This is a genomic window from Micromonospora sp. RHAY321 (assembly GCF_023896955.1).
In the GTDB taxonomy this organism is placed as follows: Bacteria; Actinomycetota; Actinomycetes; order Mycobacteriales; family Micromonosporaceae; genus Micromonospora.
Genome location: NZ_JAMHIW010000008.1, coordinates 200,797 through 219,410 on the forward strand (window position 1 = coordinate 200,797; position 18,614 = coordinate 219,410).

Genomic DNA, 18,614 nt, shown 5'->3' on the forward strand with positions numbered 1-18,614 from the left:
CTAATCTTCGCCGGCGGCATCCGGCGGTGCACCGCCACCGACCAGGCGGGTGTGCCAGGTCACCGCCGCCGGGTCGGTGAGCGAGGCGACCTGGTCGATCACCACCCGCAGCCGGGCGGCGTCGTCCGGGGCCGCCCGCCAGAGCGGGGCGAAGACCGGGTCGAGCCCGTCGGGCGCCCGCCGGACCAGCGCGGCCACCAGCTCGGCCAGCATCACCCTCTGCCGCTCGTAGCGGCCCCGGAAGCCGGAGCGACGCATCACGTAGCGCAGCGCGATGCCCTTGAGCAGGGCGCACTGCGCCCGAACCCGGCGCGGCACCACCAGGTCCGCCGCGTAGCGACGATGCGGGCCGGCGCCGTACCGCTCCTCGGTGGCGGCCACCGCCGCCGAGACGAACCGGCCGGTCAACCCGCTCGTGGTGGCCTTCAGCGCGGCCTGGGCACGGTGGCTGCCGTCGTACCCGACGAGTGGGGCGAGCAGCGGGTCGGCCAGCAACTCGACCAGCACCTCCCCCAGGTCGTCCGGCGACTCGCCGGAGTAGGCGGCGGCCACGTCGGCGCAGAGGGCCGCCCGCTCGTCGGCGTCGTCGAGCAGCGGGCGCAGCGTGACGTACCCGCCGTGGATGCCGTCCTCGACGTCGTGCACCGAGTACGCGACGTCGTCGGCCCAGTCCATCACCTGGGCCTCCAGGCAGCGCCGATCGCCGGGCGCGCCGGCCCGGATCCAGTCGAAGACGGCCGCGTCGTCGGCGTACACCCCGAACTTGCGCTGCCCGGGACGGCGCTGCCAGGGGTACTTGCCGATCGCGTCGAGCGAGGCACGGGTCAGGTTGAGCCCGGCGGACGAGCCGTCCGGGGCGAGCACCTTCGCCTCGAGGCGGGTCAGCACCCGCAGCGTCTGCGCGTTGCCCTCGAAGCCGCCGCACGGCGTGGCGAGCAGGTCCAGCGCCGCCTCGCCGTTGTGCCCGAACGGCGGGTGCCCGAGGTCGTGGGCGAGCCCGGCGACGTCCACCACGTCCGGGTCGCAGCCCAGCCGGGCACCCATCTCCCGGGCGATCTGGGCGACCTCCAGCGAGTGGGTCAGCCGGGTGCGCAGGAAGTCGTCGGTGCCGGCGGTGTGCACCTGGGTCTTGGTGGCCAGCCGGCGGAACGCCGCGGAGTGCAGCACCCGGGCGCGGTCGCGCTCGTACGGTGACCGCCGGTGGCCGGTGTCCTTGGGCGGCTCCTCGACCAGCCGGGCGTCCGCCGCGACGGACGGCGGTGGGGTCAACCGTTCACCGGCCCAGCCCCGCCGCTGCCACGACCGCGGGGCTCGCGAGCCCGGCTCACCCCTTGCGCTCGCGGAGCACGCAGAACTCGTTGCCCTCCGGGTCGGCCAGCACCGTCCACTCCACGTCACCCTGGCCGATGTCGACGTGCCGGGCGCCCATGTCGACCAGCCGTTCGACCTCGGCCTCCTGGTCGGCGGGGCGCAGGTCGAGGTGCAGCCGGTTCTTGCGCTCCTTGCCGTCGGCCACCGGCACGAAGACCAGGCCGGGGAGCCGGTCGGGGGCTTGGCGGATCTCCACCTCGTCGAGCTTCTCGGTGATGATCTGATAGCCGAGCGCCTCGGCCCACCAGCGGGCCAGTCGGCCCGGATCGCGGGCGTCGACGGTCAGGCTCTCCCAGACGCTGGTCATGCAGTCACCCTTCCCCCTCGACGGCGTGCGCAATCGGCGGTGTGCGAGCGAGCCAAGATTACGCCCGCCGGAGTCACCCGGCCTGCCCGCGACGCCTCGCCCAGGGGTGCACAACCGCCGACTGGCCGGCAGTTGCCAGCCGATCGCCGAGGGTTACGGCGCCGGCGGCGGGCCGGAGCCCACCGCCGGCGTACGCCGGTTCGTCAGCGGCTGTCCGACCCGCCGGTCTCCACGACCGCCCGGCCGGCCTCCAGCCGGGCCACCGGCACGCGGAACGGCGAGCAGGAGACGTAGTCCAGGCCGACCTCGTGGAAGAAGTGCACCGAGTCGGGGTCGCCGCCATGCTCACCGCAGACACCGAGCTTCAACCCGGGCCGGGCCGCCCGGCCCTCCTCGGCGGCGATCCGCACCAGCCGGCCGACACCGTCGCGGTCGATCGACTCGAACGGCGAGATGCCGAAGATGCCCAACTCCAGGTAGCGCCAGAAGAACGCGCCCTCGACGTCGTCCCGGGAGAAGCCCCAGCCCATCTGGGTGAGGTCGTTGGTGCCGAAGGAGAAGAACTCCGCGGCCTCGGCGATCTGCCCGGCGGTCAGCGCCGCCCGGGGCACTTCGATCATGGTGCCGATCAGCACCTCGACCCCACTGTCGCCGACCACCTCGGCGATGATCTTCTCGGCCTCGGCGCGGACCGTCTCCAGCTCCTGCACGGCGCCGACCAACGGCACCATGATCTCCGGCTTGGCCACCCGGCCCCCGCGGGCGCAGGTGACGGCCGCCTCGGCGATGGCGCGGACCTGCATGGCGAACAGGCCGGGGATGACCAGGCCGAGGCGTACGCCCCGCAGCCCGAGCATCGGGTTCTCCTCGTGCATCCGCCGGACGGCGGCGAGCAGCGCCTCCTCCTTGGCCACGTCCTCGCCGCGCTCCTGCGCGACCGCCACGTTGACCGCGAGCTGCTCCAGCGGCGGCAGGAACTCGTGCAGCGGCGGGTCGATCAGCCGGACGGTCACCGGCAGGCCGTCCATCTCGCGGAAGATCTCCTCGAAGTCGGCCCGCTGCAACGGCAGCAGCGCCGCCAGCGCCGCCTCGCGCTCACCCTCGGCCCGGGCCAGGATGAGGCGCTCGACCAGCTCGCGCCGGTCGCCGAGGAACATGTGTTCGGTGCGGCAGAGGCCGATGCCCTCGGCGCCGAAGCGCCGCGCGCGGGCGGCGTCCGCGCCGGTGTCGGCGTTCGTGCGGACCGCGAGCCGCCGCTTGCCGTCGGCGTGCGTCATGATCCGGTGTACGGCCCGGACCAGCGCGTTGTCGATGTGCGCGGGGTCGAGACTGCCCTCGAAGTACTGCACCACCTCCGACGGCATGACCGGCACCTCGCCCAGGTAGACCTTGCCGGTGGTGCCGTCGATGGAGACGACGTCGCCCTCGGTCACGGTCTGCCCGGCCACGGTGAACCGCTTCGCCGGCACGTTCACGTCGATCTCGTCGGCGCCGGAGACGCAGGTCTTGCCCATCCCCCGGGCCACCACCGCGGCGTGGCTGGTCTTACCGCCACGCGAGGTGAGGATGCCCTGGGCGGCGATCATGCCGTTCAGGTCGTCCGGGTTGGTCTCCCGGCGTACCAGGATCACCGACTCGCCCTCGGCGGCCAGCTCGACGGCCCGGGCGGAGGTGAAGACCACCTTGCCCGACGCCGCGCCGGGTGAGGCGCCGATGCCCTTGGCGACCGGCTGGAAGTCGTGGTCGAGCTGGAAGCGGGGGAACATCAGCTGGGCGAGCTGGGCGCCGTTCACGCGGTGCAGCGCCTCGTCCAGGTCGATGAGGCCCTCGTCGACGAGCTGCCCGGCGATGACGAACGCGGCGGCGGCGGTGCGCTTGCCGACCCGCGTCTGCAACATCCAGAGCTTGCCGCGTTCGATGGTGAACTCGATGTCGCAGAGATCCTTGTAGTGCTCCTCCAGCCGGGCCATGATGCCGAGCAGTTCGTCGTAGGAGGACTTGTCGAGCTGCTCCAACTCCTGCAGCGGCACGGTGTTGCGGATGCCGGCGACGACGTCCTCGCCCTGGGCGTTGGCCAGGTAGTCGCCGTAGATGCCCTGCGCTCCGCTGGCGGGGTCGCGGGTGAACGCGACGCCGGTGCCGGAGTCCGGGCCGAGGTTGCCGAAGACCATGGTCACCACGTTGACCGCGGTGCCGAGGTCGGCCGGGATGCGCTCCTGGCGACGGTAGAGCACCGCGCGCTCGGCGTTCCACGACTCGAAGACGGCCCGGATGGCCAGGTCGAGCTGTTCGCGCGGCTGCTGCGGGAACTCCCGACCGGTGTGCTTGACGAAGATCTTCTTGTACGCGTCGACCAGCCCACGCAGGTCGTCGGCGTCCAGGTCCAGGTCGTTGTGGGTGCCCTTGGCCCGCTTGATGTCGTCGAGGGCGTGCTCGAACTCCTCGCCCGGCACCTCGCAGACGGTCTTGCCGAACATCTGGATGAGTCGGCGGTAGGAGTCCCAGGCGAATCGGTCGTTACCGCCCGCCTGGGCGGAGAGGCCGACCACGCTCTGGTCGTTGAGGCCGACGTTGAGGACGGTCTCCATCATGCCCGGCATGGAGAACTTGGCGCCGGAACGCACGGAGACCAGCAGGGGGTCCTGCGGGTCGCCGAGACGCTTGTCCATCGCGCGCTCCAGCGACTCCAGGTGCGCCTCGATCTGGCCGGCGAGCCCGTCGGGCTCCCGGCCGGTCGCGAGGTACGCCTTGCACGCCTCGGTGGTGATGGTGAAGCCGGGGGGCACCGGCAGGCCGAGGTTGGTCATCTCGGCGAGGTTCGCGCCCTTGCCGCCGAGCAGGTCCTTGAGGTCCTTGTTGCCCTCGGAGAAGTCGTAGACGTACTTGTGATCGACGGTCTCTTGCGCTGCCACCAGAGCCTCCCACGCGCGCCGGATTGACACTTAACGAAGGTTCAGTTTCCTCATACCCCGGAACGGACCACCGGTAATCCCGGGGTCGACGTCGCTCGGTGGGCGAAGGTTAAGCGAACATCGGGTGGCCTGGGACCGTTCGGTGACAATAGGCACAGCCATCACGACTATCCGCGTTCGTACCGGTTTTTGGGAACGCTTCCACGCGCACGATCACGCATCCCGACCTGTCGCCGTACCCTTGACGGCAAGGCGGTCGTGAACCTCGCTTTTGCCATAACCGACGCGAATACACCCCCCGGAGCTGCCGCCGTGCCGACCATCCCCTCCCCCGGACCCGCCGTCTCCCCCGACGCTGCGGGATCCACCGGCCCGATCCCCCTGTCGGCCCACGAACCGGACGCCGCCACGCTGGCCCGGACGGCCGAACTGGCCGCCGCCGAGCTGCTCGCCCCGCCGGCCCCGGCTCGTCTGGCCGACGTGGTGCCCGCCCCGCAGCGGGTCGTGCCGGACCCGGCCGAGGACTGGCTGCTCCCGGCCGACGCGGTCATCGTGGCCAGCGCCGACCCCGCCGCGCAGGCGGTCGCCGACCAGCTCGCCGAGCTGCTGCGACCGGCCACCGGGTACCCGCTGCCGGTGACCGACGCCGCCCGGCCGACACCGGTGGGCGGCATCGCGCTGGTGCTGACCGACGACGAGGGCCTGGGCACCGAGGGGTACCGGCTCGTCGTGACCCGGGCCGGGGTCAGCATCACCGCGTTCACCGCCACCGGCCTCTTCCACGGCGCGCAGACCCTGCGTCAGCTGCTTCCCCCGGCGATCGAGAGTCCGGTTCCGGTCGCCGGGCGCTGGGTCCTGCCCGGCGGCGTGATCGCCGACCGGCCCCGGTTCCCGTACCGGGGCGCGATGCTCGACGTGGCGCGACACTTCTTCGCCGTCGAGGACGTGCTGCGGGTCGTCGACCACCTGGCCCGCTACAAGCTCAACCACCTGCACCTGCACCTCACCGACGACCAGGGCTGGCGGATCGCCGTCGACTCGTGGCCACGGCTGGCCACCGTCGGCGGCGCGACCGAGGTCGGCGAAGGGCCTGGCGGGCACTACACCAAGGCCGACTACCGCAGGATCGTCGAGTACGCCGCCGCCCGGCACATCACGGTGGTCCCGGAGATCGACCTGCCCGGCCACACCCACGCCGCGCTGGTCGCCTACCCGCAGCTCGCGCCGGACAAGGTCGCGCCCGCGCCGTACACCGGCACCGAGGTCGGCTTCAGCTACGTCGACCCGGCCGACGAGCGGACGTACGACTTCGTCGCCGACGTGCTGGGCGAGGTGGCCGCACTCACCCCCGGCCCGTGGCTGCACATCGGCGGTGACGAGGCATTCAAGGTCAAGGGCGAGGTGTACACCGATTTCGTCGAGCGGGTGCAGCGGATCGTCGCCGACACGGGCAGGACGGTCGTCGGCTGGCACCAGCTCGCCCCCGCCGCGCACGTCGACGGGCGGGTGCTCCAGTGGTGGGGCACGAACGGCGAGGACCCGACCACGGCCGAGGCGGTACGCCGAGGCGCCCGGCTGATCGTCTCCCCCGGCAACCACGCCTACCTGGACATGAAGTACGCGCCGGACACCCCGATCGGGCAGGACTGGGCCGGCCTGATCGACGTGCGACGCGCGTACGACTGGGATCCCGGGTCACACGTGACGGACGTGCCGGAGGAGGCCGTCCTCGGCGTCGAGGCCCCGCTCTGGACCGAATCGGTCACCTCGCTGGCCGAGATCGAGTTCATGCTGCTGCCCCGGCTGCCCGCCATCGCCGAGCTGGGCTGGTCGCCCCGGGCGACACACGACTGGGACGGCTTCCGCGACCGGCTGGCCGGCCAGGGCCCCCGCTGGGCCACCGCCGGGATCTCCTTCCACCGCGCACCCGAGATCCCCTGGCCGACCATCCCGTCGCAGCGTCGCCCGGGCCAGGCCGACGCCGCGACACTCTGAGCCCTGGCCGAGTTCGCACAGGCCGGCGATAACCGGACAATTCGGGATAATCGACCGGGTCTGCACGGTGACCGGGGGCACCCCGACGGTGGAATCGGGGGGCGGCCGGGGTCGTTATACCTGGCATGCCGCCGTAGCCCCGGGCCTTGGCGCGCGGCGCCCCAGCCGGGAACACCCGGCCGACCGCCACGGTTACATCCCCCGGACACCCGAGCAGGCCCCCGAGCAGCCGGGCAGATCCCCTTTTCTGAACTTTCCCGCGCGACACACGCCCCTGGTTTCTGTGTGCCGTGCGTATCCCCCGATGCAGAGGAGCACGCCATCATGCGTACCGATCTGATCCGTAAGACCGCTCTGACCGCCGCCGGGCTCGCCTTCACCGGCGGAGCCATCGCCGGACCCGTCACCGCCGCCTACGCCGCGTCGGATGCCAAGCCGGCCAGCCAGACGCAGACCGACCGCAAGCCCTCCGGTGAGCGTCAGCTGGGTGTGCGCTACGAGGCGCAGCCGAACTTCTACTACTGCGGCCCCGCCGCCGCCCGTAACGCCCTGTCCGTGCAGGGCAAGGACATCAGCGTGGACGCCATGGCCAAGGAGATGGGCACCACCGAGGCCGGCACCAACTCCATCAACGACATCACCCCGGTGCTGAACAAGGAAACCGCCAAGGACGCCTACCACAGCGTGGAGATCAGCACCCCGAACGCTGATGACAAGCAGACCGATCGGCTGCGCGCCGACATCGTCCGCACCGTCGACGACGGCCGGGCCGTGGTCGCCAACATCGCCGGCACCACCACCGACACCGACGGCGGCGTGCACTCCTTCGAAGGCGGGCACTACATCAGCGTCGTGGGCTACCGCGACGGCGGGAACGTGGTGAAGATCGCGGACTCCGCGGACCCGAACACCGCCTCCTACGAGGTCACCGTCGAGCACCTCGCCGACTGGATCGCCACCCGCGGCTACGCCACCAGCTGACCCCGCGGAAGCACCACACGACAAGGGCCGGACCCCACCACGGGGCCCGGCCCTTTCGTCATGCCCGGGTCAGTTCCGTGCGGCCGGGACCGGATGGCCCGCTGGTCCTTTGGAGCTGATGTCGTAAGCGATTCGGGGTATCGCGGTGACTCATCTGCGGTGACTCGTCTGCGACATCAGCTCGATAGGGGCGCCAGCAGGGTCAGCCGCCGGAGTCGTCCATCTCGGCGCCCTCGGGTACGACGTCGTCGTCCCGGCTGGCCAGCCAGCCGTCGGGCAGGAAGACCTTGCCCGGGGAGTTCGTCCGCCCACGCGGCTGACCCAGGGCGGCCACCGGGAACGGCTCCGCCGGGTCGAGCTTGCCGAGCAGATCGTCGAGTTGAGCCAGGCTCTCGATCATCGCCAGCGAACGGCGCAGCTCGCCGCCGACCGGGAAGCCCTTGAGATACCAGGCGACGTGCTTGCGGAAGTCGGTGCAGCCGTCCCGCTCACCACGGGCCGGGTTGCGCGCGCCCGCGACGAACTGGTCGACCAGCAGCTCAGCGTGCCGGCGCATGGTCACCGCCACCTCGCCGAGGGTGGGCATCCGCCGCTCCGGCCGACCGTTGAAGGCGGCCTCCAGGTCGGCGAAGAGCCACGGCCGACCCAGGCAGCCCCGCCCGATCACCACGCCGTCGACCCCGGTGTGCGCGACCATCCGCAGCGCGTCGTCGGCCTCCCAGATGTCGCCGTTACCGAGCACCGGCACGTCGAGGGCCTGCTTGAGGGTGGCGATGGCGTCCCAGTCGGCGGTGCCCGAGTAGCGCTGCCCGGCCGTCCGCCCGTGCAGGGCGACCGCGGCCACCCCCGCGTCCTGCGCGGCGAGCCCGGCCTCGACGTACGTCAGGTGGTCGTCGTCGATGCCCTTGCGCATCTTCACGGTGACCGGCACCCCGGCCGGTGCCGCGGCGTCCACCGCGGCCTTCACCAGCCGGGCGAAGAGCCGGCGCCGCCACGGCAACGCCGCGCCGCCACCCCGGCGCGTCACCTTGGGCACCGGGCAGCCGAAGTTGAGGTCGATGTGGTCGGCCAGGTCGCGCTCGACCACGATCCGCACGGCGGCGGCGGTGATCTCCGGGTCCGTGCCGTAGAGCTGGAGGCTCCGCGGCTGCTCGTCCGCGCCGAACGCGATCATGCGCAGCGTCTTCGGGTTGCGCTCGACCAGCGCCCGCGTCGTGATCATCTCGCAGACGTAGATGCCGCCGCCCTGCTCCCGGCAGAGCCGACGGAACCCGACGTTGGTGATCCCGGCCATCGGCGCGAGCACCACCGGCGGCCACACCTGGTACCGCCCGAGAGTCAACGGGCGCAGCGCAGGAAGGGTCGAGGCGGTCACCGGACAAGTGTACGGGGCCCCGACCGGCGCTTTCCGCGTCGGCCGAAGCCCCGTACCCGCTGGCTCAGCAGCCGGGGAGGCGCTCGATCAGGTAGCGCTCGACCTGGTCCAGGGAGACCCGCTCCTGGGCCATGGTGTCCCGGTTGCGGACCGTCACGGCGTTGTCGTCCAGGGTGTCGAAGTCGACCGTCACACAGAACGGGGTGCCGATCTCGTCCTGCCGGCGGTAACGGCGGCCGATCGCCTGCGAGTCGTCGAACTCCACCACCCAGCGCTTGCGCAGCAGCGCGGCCAGGTCCTTCGCCTTCGGCGACAGCGCCTCGTTGCGGGACAGCGGCAGGACCGCCACCTTGACCGGGGCCAGCCGCGGGTCGAACCGCATCACCGTGCGCTTGTCCACGCCACCCTTGGTGTTGGGCGCCTCGTCCTCGTCGTACGCCTCCAGCAGGAAGGCGAGCACCGCGCGGGTCAGGCCGGCGGCCGGCTCGATGACGTACGGCATCCAGCGCTCACTCTTGGTCTGGTCGAAGTACGACAGGTCGACGCCGGAGTGCTTGCTGTGCGTGGAGAGGTCGAAGTCGGTGCGGTTGGCGACGCCCTCCAACTCGGCGAACTCGGTGCCGCCGAACTGGAAGCGGTACTCGATGTCCACGGTCCGCTTCGAGTAGTGGGAGAGCTTCTCCTTGGGGTGCTCGAACAGGCGCAGGTTGTCCGCCGACAGCCCCAGGTCGAGATACCAGTTCCAGCGCTCCTGGAGCCAGTACTCGTGCCACTGCTCGTCGGTGCCCGGCTCGACGAAGAACTCCATCTCCATCTGCTCGAACTCGCGCGTCCGGAAGATGAAGTTGCCCGGGGTGATCTCGTTGCGGAACGACTTGCCGGTCTGCGCGATGCCGAACGGCGGCTTCTTGCGGGCGACGGTCTCGACGTTCTTGTAGTTGACGAAGATGCCCTGGGCGGTCTCCGGGCGCAGGTAGTGCAGCCCCTCGTCGCTCTCCACCGGGCCCAGGTAGGTCTTCATCAGGCCGTTGAACATCTTCGGCTCGGTGAAGGTGCCCTTGTTGCCGCAGTTGGGGCAGTTGAGCTCGGCGAGCGAGACCGGAGGCTTGCCGTGCTTGGCCTCGTACGCCTCCTCCAGGTGGTCCGCCCGAAACCGCTTGTGGCAGAACTGGCACTCGGTGAGCGGGTCGACGAACTCGGCGATGTGGCCGGACGCCTCCCACACCTTGCGGGCCAGGATCACCGCGGAGTCGAGGCCGACGACGTCGTCGCGCTGCTGGACCATGGTCTTCCACCACTGCCGGCGGACGTTCTCCTTGAGTTCCACGCCGAGCGGGCCGTAGTCCCACGCCGATCGGGTGCCCCCGTAGATCTCGCTGGAGGGGAAGACGAAGCCTCGACGCTTGGCGAGGCTGACGACGGCGTCGATACGGTCTGCGGGCATGTTTCCTCCTACGCCGGCTGGCGGTCGGCGGGGGCAGATGTGGATGGATCGGTCGGTTCGGGACAACGGTACGACCACCGTCGCCCCGAGCCCAGCAGAATACCGGTGGCGGGTCAGCTCACCCCGCAGACCTCCATGCCGCCGGTCTGACCGTCCTGGCCCAGGCTCACCTGCTGCTGCTCCCGGTCGCCGCCGTCGAGTGTCACGTCCACCGGCACGGTCAGGTTGGTGGTGTCCACCTCACCGACCCGGAACGCGGCGACCTGCGGCTCGGCGGCGGCCCGCCGCTCGAACTCCGGGCGGGACTCGCGCCGTTGGGCGTCGTCGCAGAGCTGGTCGTAAGCCCGCCCGTAGTTCCGCTCGACCAGCGCCTGGTAGTAGTCGCCGGTCACGGTGCGGCCCTGCTCACGGATCGCCTGGACGCCGGTGACGGCGAGGCCGACCACGGCCGTGCCGCCTCCACCACAGCAGAGCAGCACGGCGAGCGCGCCGACGCCGAGGCCGATCCAGAGCCGGGTCCGACGGCCCTCGGTGGGCGGCGCGGCGAACGGCGGAGCCACCCCGGGACCGGGCGGTGGGGCGGGTGCGGTCATAGGAGCAGGGTAGTGCCCGACGGCTCAGCGGTAAGGACCAGCAGCCCGATCACTCTCGGCGACCACCACGGCTCCGCCGGGCGCCGCGCTGGCGAGCACCTCGTACGCGGACGGCTCGTCGACCGACTCGGCGAGCAACGGCACGGCGCTCACCTTGACCTCGAAGGCACCCAGGGCCCGCCGGTAGGTGCCGACGGATTCCCACTCGGTGACCAGGGTCCAGTACCGGGGGTCGTCGAGGGCCCGGACCAGTTGTCCGCGCAGGTAGCCGGGTCGGGCGGCCAGCGCGGTGAGGGCGGCGTGCGCCCGTTCGGTGAAGTCGTCGGCGACATCGACGTCGACCACGAACCGGTTGGTCACCAGCACCCGGGGTTCCTCCTCGTAGAGTCTGTGGGATGCAGCGTACGCAGCGCCCTCTGCTGGCCCGGTTGGCCGGGGCGAACCCGACGTCGGTGTTCCTGCTCACCCTGGTGGTGGTGCTGGTCGCGTTCTTCACGCCCGGCGTCGTCGGCGGGCTGCTGACGCTCGCGCTCGCCGCGTGCCTGGTCGCCCTGTTGGCGACCACCTGGGCGGTTCAGGCTCCACAGACCCGGGTGGTCCGGCTGCTGATGCTGACCCTGCTGGTGACGGTGGGCCTGGCGAAGCTGCTCTGACATGCAATCATGCGTTTTTGACAATCATTATCGTTACGACGGACAGTTGCCGGCATGACCAACCGCACCACATCCCGCGTCCTGGCCACCGCCACCACCGCGCTGCTCGCCCTGGGTGCCGCAGCCGGCTGCTCCACCGGCGGTGCCGCCGGCGCCGACCCGCAACGGGTCGACGTGGTGGCCGCGTTCTACCCCCTCCAGTTCCTCGCCGAGCGGATCGGCGGCGACGCCGTCCGCGTCACCAACCTCGCCAAGCCCGGCGCCGAGCCGCACGACCTGGAGCTCAGCCCCAGCCAGGTCGGCCAGGTCAGCGACGCCGAGCTGATCGTCTACCTGAAGGGCTTCCAGCCGGCGGTGGACGAGGCCGTCGCGCAGAGCGAGGGCGACCGGGTGTTCGACGTCACCGGCGTGCAGCCGTTGCTGGACGCGACCGCCAGTGGGCACAACCACGAGGGCGAGGAGGAGCACGGCAAGGAGGAGCAGGGCGCCAAGGACCCGCACGTCTGGCTCGACCCGACCCGGCTGGCCGGCATCGGCGACCAGCTCGCCCAGCGCCTCGGCAAGGCGGACCCGGACCACGCCGCCGACTACACCGCCCGCTCCGCGGCGCTGCGCGCCGACCTGACGACGCTGGACGGCGAGTTCAACCAGGGCCTGCAGACCTGCCAGCGACGTGAGATCGTGACCAGCCACGCCGCGTTCGGCTACCTGGCCGACCGGTACCGCCTCGAGCAGGTCGGCATCACCGGGCTGAGCCCGGACGTCGAGCCCTCGCCGCAGCGCCTCGCGCAGGTGATCGAGGAGGCGAAGGAGCACCGGGCCACCACGATCTTCTTCGAGACGTTGGTCAGCCCGAAGGTCGCCGAGACCATCGCCGGTCAGGTCGGCGCGAGGACCGCGGTGCTGGACCCGATCGAAGGGCTCGCCGCTGGCAGCGACGGGGACTACCTTTCGGTGATGCGTACCAACCTGCAGACCCTGCGGACGGCGTTGAGCTGCTCGTGAGCGCACCCGTCATCACCGTCGAGCACGGGGCGGTCGGCTACGACGGCCGCCCCGTGCTCCGGGACGTCTCACTCACCGTGACCGCCGGGGAGGTGGTCGCGGTGCTCGGCGCCAACGGCTCCGGCAAGTCCACGCTGATCCGCGCCGTGCTCGGGCTGGTGCCACTCAGCGCCGGCTCGGTCACCCTCTTCGACCGCCCGTTGCGCCGCTTCCGCCAGTGGGAGCGCATCGGGTACGTCCCGCAGCGCCTGGGCGCCGGCGGCGGCGTGCCGGCCACCGTCCGCGAGGTGGTGGCCTCCGGCCGGCTGGCCCGCCGTGGCGTGCTCCGCCCGCCGGGTGCGGCCGACCGGGCCGCCGTCGACGCGGCGCTGCGCTCGGTCGGGCTCGCCGACCGGGCCTCCGACCCGGTGGCCACCCTCTCCGGCGGCCAGCAGCAGCGCACCCTGATCGCCCGCGCGCTTGCCGGCCAGCCGGAGCTGCTGGTCCTCGACGAGCCCACGGCCGGGGTGGACGCCGCCAGCCAGGAGGCCTTCGCCGGTGCACTGCGCGACTTCGTCACCGACGGCGGCACGGTGCTGCTGGTGGCCCACGAGTTGGGCCCGCTGCGACCGGTGATCAGCCGGGCGATCGTCGTCCACCAGGGTGGCATCTGTCATGACGGCACGGTGCCGGACCCGGCCGGCCACCACGCGGAGCCTGACCACGACCACGTGCACCCGCACGGTCCCGACGAGCCCGCCGGGCTGTGGAGCAACTGAGCATGGAACTCTTCCAGTACCCCTATATGCAGCGTGCCCTGATCGGCGCGCTGGTGATCGGCCTGGCCGCGCCGGCGCTCGGCATCTACCTGGTGCAGCGCCGGCTGGCGTTGATCGGCGACGGCGTCGGGCACGTGGCGTTGACCGGCGTCGGCGCCGGCCTGCTGCTCAACCGCTCACCGGTGCTGGTGGCCGTCATCGTCGCCACCCTCGGCGCGATCGCCATCGAGCTGGTCCGCGCCCGCGGGCGTACCTCCGGCGACCTGGCTCTGGCTCTGCTCTTCTACGGCGGAATCGCCGGCGGCGTGCTGCTGGTCGGCCTCTCCGACGCGACCAGCACCAATCTCAACGCCTACCTGTTCGGGTCGCTGACCACCATCCAGGTCTCCGACCTGATCACCATCGCGGTGCTCGGCGCGGCCATCCTGTTCACCATGGTCGCGCTGCGGCCGGCGCTCTTCGCGGTCTCCCACGACGAGGAGTACGCGCGGGTCTCCGGCCTGCCGGTACGCACGCTGAACCTGCTGATCGCGGTCACCACGGCGGTCACCGTGACCATCGCCATGCGGGCCGTCGGGGTGCTGCTGATCAGCGCGCTGATGGTGGTGCCGGTGGCCACCGCCCAGCAGGTCACCCGGGGCTTCCGGAGCACCATGACCGCCGCGATGGCGCTCGGGTTCTTCGCCGCGGGCGCCGGCGTCTGGGTCGCGGCCACGGCGGACACCCCGCCCGGTGCCTCGGTGGTGCTGGTGGCGATCGCCTCGTTCCTGGTGGTGGCCGTTGCCGGCGGGGTCTGGCGGGCGTTGCGCCGCCGGGCGACCCCGACCGCCGCGCTGGCGCCGGAACCGCACGAGGTCGTGCTGCACTGAGCCGGATCAGCGGGATGTCGGCGGTATTGGTTACCGTTGCAGGGTGACCAGCGCAACGGGCTATGACGGGTTCGATGGGGCCAGCGAGTTGCTCCGCGCCCTGTCGGCGCCGATCCGGCTGGCCATCGTCAGTGAGCTAGCCCACGGCGAGCGGTGCGTGCACGAACTGGTGGAGAAGCTGGGCGCCGCCCAACCGCTCGTTTCCCAACACCTGCGCGTGCTGCGCGGCGCGGGCGTGGTGCGGGGTTCACGCCGGGGGCGTGAGATCGCGTACAGCCTGGTCGACGAGCACGTGGCGCACATCGTGGCGGACGCGGTCAGCCATGCCGGGGAGGGATCATGAGCGAGAGTGGCACCGCGGTGCGCAACACCCGGCAGCGTTCGGCGGTGAGCGCCCTGCTGGCCGAGATGGAGGGCTTCCACAGCGCCCAGGATCTGCACGCGATGCTCCGGCAGCGCGGCGAGCGGGTCGGCCTGACGACGGTCTACCGCACCCTGCAGGGGCTGGCCGACGCGGGTGAGATCGACGTGATGCGCCCACCGGGCGGCGAGCACCTCTACCGCCGGTGCAGCGAGGGGCACCACCACCACCTGGTCTGCCGGGCCTGCGGGAGCACGGTCGAGGTGGCCGGCCCGGCGGTGGAGAGCTGGGCCGACCGGGTCGCGGCACAACACGGCTACGCCGACGTCAGCCACACCCTGGAGATCTTCGGCACCTGCCCGGCCTGCGCCCGCTGACCGACGCCTCGGGCGCCCTCCACACCCCCTCCTTCAGCTCGGCCACCTCCGCGTCGGCTGATTCGACGAGTGCCGTGCCGGGCCGTTCGTGGCACGCTGTCCCGCGTGAAGATCTACGCCGATCGCTTTCCGGCCGCCGTCCGCCAGTTGCTCACCGACCTGCTCGTCGTCGCCTGGGTGTACGTCGCGATCCGCGGCGCGCTGTGGCTGCACGACCTGGTGCAGAAGCTCGCCGTACCGGGGCAGAAGCTGGAGGGTGCCGGCAGCGGGCTCGCCGACAACCTGGGCGACGCCGGCAGCAAGGTCGGTCGTGTGCCGCTGGTCGGCGACGAGCTGACCGCGCCCTTCCAGCGGGCCGCCGACGCCGCCCGGTCGCTCGCCGACGCGGGCCGTGACCAGCAGCAACTGGTCGACCAGCTCGCCCTCGCCCTCGCCATCGCGGTGCTGATCTTCCCGCTCGGTCTGGTGCTGTTCGGTTGGCTGCCACTGCGGGTCCGTTGGATGCGCCGGGCCTCCTCGGCCGCGAAGCTGGCCGCCGGGCCGGCCGGCCGGGACCTGCTCGCCCTGCGCGCGTTGGCCACCCAGCCGCTGGGCCGGTTGACCCGGATCGCACCCGACGTGGCGGAGGCGTGGCGGCGCGGCGACGACGACACGGTTGACGCGCTCGCCGCACTCGAACTGCGTCAGCTCGGCCTGCGTGCCAGGAACCGCCAGGTGGACCGTTAAGGTCGTCGGCGTGTTCTACTTCCTGATCGTCATCGCCGTCCTGCTGCTCGGCTACGCCGCGGTCCTGGTCTCCTTCGTCCGCCGGGGCAGGAAGATCCCACCGGCGGCGTACCTGGCCCTGGCGGGGCTCAACGGCCTGATCCTGGCGGCGGTGCTGGCCTGGGCGGTCGCCCGCTGACCGTCCGGCGGGGTGCACGCCGGGCGGCACCGGTCACGGCTTCGGCGGGATGCGGCGTCGCACATCCTCGGCGGTGGACGGGCCGGGCGACCAGCTGGCCACCCAGGGCAGCTCGTCGGACGGGGTGATGACGCCGTCCTCCAGGCCGGCGTAGCGACCGGCGAGGATCCGTTTCGCCGCGGCCGTGTCGACCGAGTCGGTGTTGTCCCAGAGGGCACCGAACAGCGCATCCACCCGCACCCGGGCCTGCCGGCAGAAGAGGTCGGCGAGTTCGACGTTCTCCGGTCGGCTGTCCCGTTCGGCGAAGGCCCGGACGCAGACCGCCGACATCGCGAACAGCTCGGCGCCGATGTCCACCACCCGGCCGAGGAACGCCTGCTTGCGCTCCATCTTTCCCTGCCAGCGGGACATCGCGTAGAACGTCGACCGCGCCAGCTTGCGCGATGACCGCTCCACCTGCCGCAGGTGCGCGGCCAGCGGCCCGAACTCGGCGTACGCCGAGGGACTCTGCCCCTTGCCGACGGCGAGGGTGGGCAGCCACCTCGCGTAGAAGGCGCCGGCCCGGGCACCAGCGCGGGCCTTGCGGCCGAGCCCCGCCTCCGGGTCGATGATGTCGCCGGCCACCGACAGGTGGGCGTCGACCGCCTCCCGGGCGATCAACAGGTGCATGATCTCGGTGGAGCCCTCGAAGATCCGGTTGATCCGCAGGTCGCGCAGCATCTGCTCGACGGCGGCCGGGCGTTCGCCGCGGGCGGCCAGCGAGTCGGCCGTCTCGTAACCGCGCCCACCCCGGATCTGGATCAGCTCGTCGGCGATCTTCCAGGCCATCTCGCTGGCGTACAGCTTGACCAGCGCCGCCTCGATCCGGATGTCGTTGCGGTCGTCGTCGGCGAGCAGGCAGCACAGGTCGAGCATGGTCTCCATGCCGTACGTCGTCGCCGCGATGAAGGAGAGCTTCTGGGCGACGGCCTCGTGCTCGCCGACCGGTCGGCCCCACTGGACCCGGTCGACGGACCACTCGCGGGCCACGTTCAGCGCCCACTTGCCGGCGCCCACGCACATCGCCGGCAGTGAGAGCCGGCCGGTGTTGAGGGTGGTCAGGGCGATCTTCAGCCCCTTGCCCTCGCCGCCGATGACGTTCTCGGCCGGCACGAACACGTCGTGGAACCGGGTGAGGCTGTTCTCCAGGCCGCGCAGGCCGACGAACTCGTTGCGCTGCTCCACGGTGATGCCGGCGCTGTCACCGTCCACCACGAACGCCGTGATGCCGCCGCGCCGACCCTCGGCGGCCGGCACCCGGGCCATCACCACCAGCAGGGTGGCCACGATGCCGTTGGTGGCCCAGAGCTTCACCCCGTTGAGGCGGTAGCCGGTGCCGTCGCCGGTCGGCTCGGCGGTGGTGGCCAGCCGGGCCGGGTCGGAGCCGACATCCGGCTCCGTGAGCAGGAACGCCGAGACCTCGCCGGCGGCGAGCCTGGGCAGGAACCGTTGCTTCTGCTCGGCGGTGCCGAACATCTTCAGCGGCTGCGGCACCCCGATCGACTGGTGGGCCGAGAGCAGCGCGCCGATCGCCGGGCTGACCGAGCCGGCCAGCATCAGCGCCCGGCAGTAGTGCAGGTTGCTCAGCCCGAGGCCGCCGTACTTCCGGTCGATCTTCATGCCGAACGCGCCGAGGTCGGCCAGCCCGTGGAACACCGCGTCCGGAATGGACCCGGCCCGCTCGATGGCCTGGCCGTCCACCTCGGACGTCAGGAAGGCGCGGAACCGGCCGAGGAAGTCCTCGGCGCGGGCCACGTCGGCCGGGTCGGAGCGGGGCCACGGATCGATCAGGTCGAGCCGGAACCGGCCGAGGAACAACTCCTTGCCGAAGCTGGGCCGGTCCCAGGCGGACTCCCGGGCGGCCTCGGCGACCTGCCGGGCCTCCTTCTCGGAGACCTGCCCGGCCTCGGCCGACAACGGGGCCGCGGCGCCCGCGGTGCTGGGGGTGGTGCCGGAGTCGGGGCCGTCCGGTGCAGGTCGGTTGTTCTGCGTCGTGGTCACGGCTGCCCCCTCGAAGATCGGTGCGGCTGCGTCGACGTGCGCGACTACCGTCACGCTACCCCCGGGTGTTACCCAGGGGTAGCGGTCCGTGAAGATCGAGTTCCATCGCTCTGGCGGTGTCAGCTGCCGAGGGTCCGTGGGTCGTCGTCCTCGTCGTCGATGTCGTCCTCACCCCAGTTGCGCCGGGCGAACGGCAGGAGGACCCAGAAGCCGAGGAACCAGAGCCCGGTCAGCCCGCTCAGCACGAACGCGATCGGCCGGTCCAGCACGAAGTCGGTGATCAGCAGCACCGCGCTGACCATCGAGATGAGCATGAAGGCGAGCCCGCCGCTGGCCATCCGGTGCGCGAACCGGACCAGCTCCGGCTTGCGCCCCTGCCGGAACAGCGCCCGGTGGAACGCCACCGGCGAGATGATCAACGCGGTGGCGGCGGCCGCGGCGAGCAGGGCGACGATGTAGACGTCCCGCTGGAACTCGGTGGTCTCGCCGAACCCGTTGCTGAACGGCAGCGTGAGCAGGAAGGCGAAGAGGATCTGTACGCCGGTCTGGGCGACCCGCAACTCCTGCAACAGGTCGGCGAAGTTGCGCTGCCAACGCTGCTTCTCGGTCTCCTTCGACACGCGCTACCTCCGGTCAGACGGTACTGCCGGCGGTCCTGGCCGCCGGCAG

Annotated in this window: 19 protein-coding genes; 10 read left to right on the forward strand and 9 right to left on the reverse strand. The window is 71.8% G+C overall.

From position 1 onward, the window contains the following. The 3 genes from M8C17_RS19305 to ppdK all read right to left on the reverse strand — a co-directional run bounded on the left by M8C17_RS19305 (position 1) and on the right by ppdK (position 4,590). Positions 1-1,269 carry a deoxyguanosinetriphosphate triphosphohydrolase gene (locus M8C17_RS19305; protein WP_252417895.1) on the reverse strand — a complete coding sequence of 423 codons (1,269 nt, stop codon included), beginning with the start codon at positions 1,267-1,269 and terminating at the stop codon, positions 1-3. A 55-nt stretch (positions 1,270-1,324) separates the two neighbouring features. Then, a complete protein-coding gene (locus M8C17_RS19310) occupies positions 1,325-1,678 on the reverse strand; it encodes a VOC family protein (RefSeq protein WP_252417896.1) in 354 nt (117 codons plus the stop codon). 203 nt (positions 1,679-1,881) lie between these two features. After that, the gene (gene ppdK, locus M8C17_RS19315; protein ID WP_252417897.1) at positions 1,882-4,590 is read right to left on the reverse strand and encodes a pyruvate, phosphate dikinase; all 2,709 of its coding nucleotides are present in this window, start codon (positions 4,588-4,590) and stop codon (positions 1,882-1,884) included. Between the two features lie 312 nt (positions 4,591-4,902). On the opposite strand from ppdK, the gene M8C17_RS19320 reads away from it, so the two are divergent. Further along, entirely contained in the window at positions 4,903-6,585 is a 1,683-nt protein-coding gene (locus M8C17_RS19320) for a beta-N-acetylhexosaminidase (RefSeq protein WP_308209492.1), read from the forward strand. 324 nt (positions 6,586-6,909) lie between these two features. Next, positions 6,910-7,566, forward strand: a complete 657-nt coding sequence (locus M8C17_RS19325) for a C39 family peptidase (RefSeq protein WP_252417898.1) — start codon at positions 6,910-6,912, stop codon at positions 7,564-7,566. A gap of 202 nt (positions 7,567-7,768) precedes the next feature. Here the strand turns inward: M8C17_RS19325 and dusB are convergent, their stop codons facing one another. From dusB to M8C17_RS19345, 4 genes are all read right to left on the reverse strand, one after another. Then, positions 7,769-8,941 (reverse strand): tRNA dihydrouridine synthase DusB, encoded by a 1,173-nt coding sequence (gene dusB, locus M8C17_RS19330; RefSeq protein ID WP_308209493.1) that lies wholly within the window; start codon positions 8,939-8,941, stop codon positions 7,769-7,771. Between the two features lie 64 nt (positions 8,942-9,005). Continuing rightward, on the reverse strand, positions 9,006-10,385 hold the full coding sequence (locus M8C17_RS19335) for a glycine--tRNA ligase (RefSeq protein ID WP_252417899.1): 1,380 nt from the start codon (positions 10,383-10,385) through the stop codon (positions 9,006-9,008). Between the two features lie 113 nt (positions 10,386-10,498). Then, on the reverse strand, positions 10,499-10,978 hold the full coding sequence (locus M8C17_RS19340; protein ID WP_252417900.1) for a hypothetical protein: 480 nt from the start codon (positions 10,976-10,978) through the stop codon (positions 10,499-10,501). A 24-nt stretch (positions 10,979-11,002) separates the two neighbouring features. Then, complete coding sequence (locus M8C17_RS19345) at positions 11,003-11,344, reverse strand: antibiotic biosynthesis monooxygenase (RefSeq protein WP_252417901.1); 342 nt, start codon at positions 11,342-11,344, stop codon at positions 11,003-11,005. Positions 11,345-11,373: 29 nt separating this feature from the next. On the opposite strand from M8C17_RS19345, the gene M8C17_RS19350 reads away from it, so the two are divergent. From M8C17_RS19350 to M8C17_RS19385, 8 genes are all read left to right on the forward strand, one after another. Next, on the forward strand, positions 11,374-11,631 hold the full coding sequence (locus M8C17_RS19350; RefSeq protein ID WP_252417902.1) for a hypothetical protein: 258 nt from the start codon (positions 11,374-11,376) through the stop codon (positions 11,629-11,631). Between the two features lie 54 nt (positions 11,632-11,685). Continuing rightward, entirely contained in the window at positions 11,686-12,636 is a 951-nt protein-coding gene (locus M8C17_RS19355) for a metal ABC transporter substrate-binding protein (RefSeq protein ID WP_252417903.1), read from the forward strand. After that, positions 12,633-13,394, forward strand: coding sequence for a metal ABC transporter ATP-binding protein (locus tag M8C17_RS19360; RefSeq protein WP_252417904.1), 762 nt, complete (start codon positions 12,633-12,635; stop codon positions 13,392-13,394). Before M8C17_RS19355 ends, M8C17_RS19360 begins: the two co-directional genes overlap by 4 nt. Positions 13,395-13,396: 2 nt before the next feature. Next, a complete protein-coding gene (locus M8C17_RS19365; protein WP_252417905.1) occupies positions 13,397-14,263 on the forward strand; it encodes a metal ABC transporter permease in 867 nt (288 codons plus the stop codon). 43 nt (positions 14,264-14,306) lie between these two features. After that, on the forward strand, positions 14,307-14,606 hold the full coding sequence (locus M8C17_RS19370; protein WP_252417906.1) for a metalloregulator ArsR/SmtB family transcription factor: 300 nt from the start codon (positions 14,307-14,309) through the stop codon (positions 14,604-14,606). Further along, on the forward strand, positions 14,603-15,001 hold the full coding sequence (locus M8C17_RS19375; protein ID WP_252417907.1) for a Fur family transcriptional regulator: 399 nt from the start codon (positions 14,603-14,605) through the stop codon (positions 14,999-15,001). The genes M8C17_RS19370 and M8C17_RS19375 overlap by 4 nt, the downstream gene beginning before the upstream one ends. 105 nt (positions 15,002-15,106) lie before the next feature. Then, positions 15,107-15,727, forward strand: a complete 621-nt coding sequence (locus M8C17_RS19380) for a hypothetical protein (protein ID WP_252417908.1) — start codon at positions 15,107-15,109, stop codon at positions 15,725-15,727. A 10-nt stretch (positions 15,728-15,737) separates the two neighbouring features. Continuing rightward, positions 15,738-15,905, forward strand: a complete 168-nt coding sequence (locus M8C17_RS19385) for a hypothetical protein (RefSeq protein WP_252417909.1) — start codon at positions 15,738-15,740, stop codon at positions 15,903-15,905. 33 nt (positions 15,906-15,938) lie between these two features. Here M8C17_RS19385 and M8C17_RS19390 read toward each other — a convergent pair whose 3' ends face one another. Both M8C17_RS19390 and M8C17_RS19395 read right to left on the reverse strand, forming a co-directional pair. Further along, a complete protein-coding gene (locus tag M8C17_RS19390) occupies positions 15,939-17,945 on the reverse strand; it encodes an acyl-CoA dehydrogenase family protein (RefSeq protein WP_252417910.1) in 2,007 nt (668 codons plus the stop codon). A 119-nt stretch (positions 17,946-18,064) separates the two neighbouring features. Next, positions 18,065-18,565: a DUF6328 family protein gene (locus tag M8C17_RS19395; protein WP_252417911.1), complete on the reverse strand. Its 501-nt coding sequence runs from the start codon at positions 18,563-18,565 to the stop codon at positions 18,065-18,067. Between the last annotated feature and the right edge of the window lie 49 nt (positions 18,566-18,614).

What these genes read in the sequence shown, in the direction of transcription:
- M8C17_RS19310 (WP_252417896.1), bottom strand. Translation starts at nt 1,678, where the DNA reads ATGACCAGCGTCTGGGAGAGCCTGACCGTCGACGCCCGCGATCCGGGC.
- M8C17_RS19325 (WP_252417898.1), top strand. Translation starts at nt 6,910, where the DNA reads ATGCGTACCGATCTGATCCGTAAGACCGCTCTGACCGCCGCCGGGCTC.
- M8C17_RS19335 (WP_252417899.1), bottom strand. Translation starts at nt 10,385, where the DNA reads ATGCCCGCAGACCGTATCGACGCCGTCGTCAGCCTCGCCAAGCGTCGA.
- M8C17_RS19340 (WP_252417900.1), bottom strand. Translation starts at nt 10,978, where the DNA reads ATGACCGCACCCGCCCCACCGCCCGGTCCCGGGGTGGCTCCGCCGTTC.
- M8C17_RS19350 (WP_252417902.1), top strand. Translation starts at nt 11,374, where the DNA reads ATGCAGCGTACGCAGCGCCCTCTGCTGGCCCGGTTGGCCGGGGCGAAC.
- M8C17_RS19355 (WP_252417903.1), top strand. Translation starts at nt 11,686, where the DNA reads ATGACCAACCGCACCACATCCCGCGTCCTGGCCACCGCCACCACCGCG.
- M8C17_RS19365 (WP_252417905.1), top strand. Translation starts at nt 13,397, where the DNA reads ATGGAACTCTTCCAGTACCCCTATATGCAGCGTGCCCTGATCGGCGCG.
- M8C17_RS19375 (WP_252417907.1), top strand. Translation starts at nt 14,603, where the DNA reads ATGAGCGAGAGTGGCACCGCGGTGCGCAACACCCGGCAGCGTTCGGCG.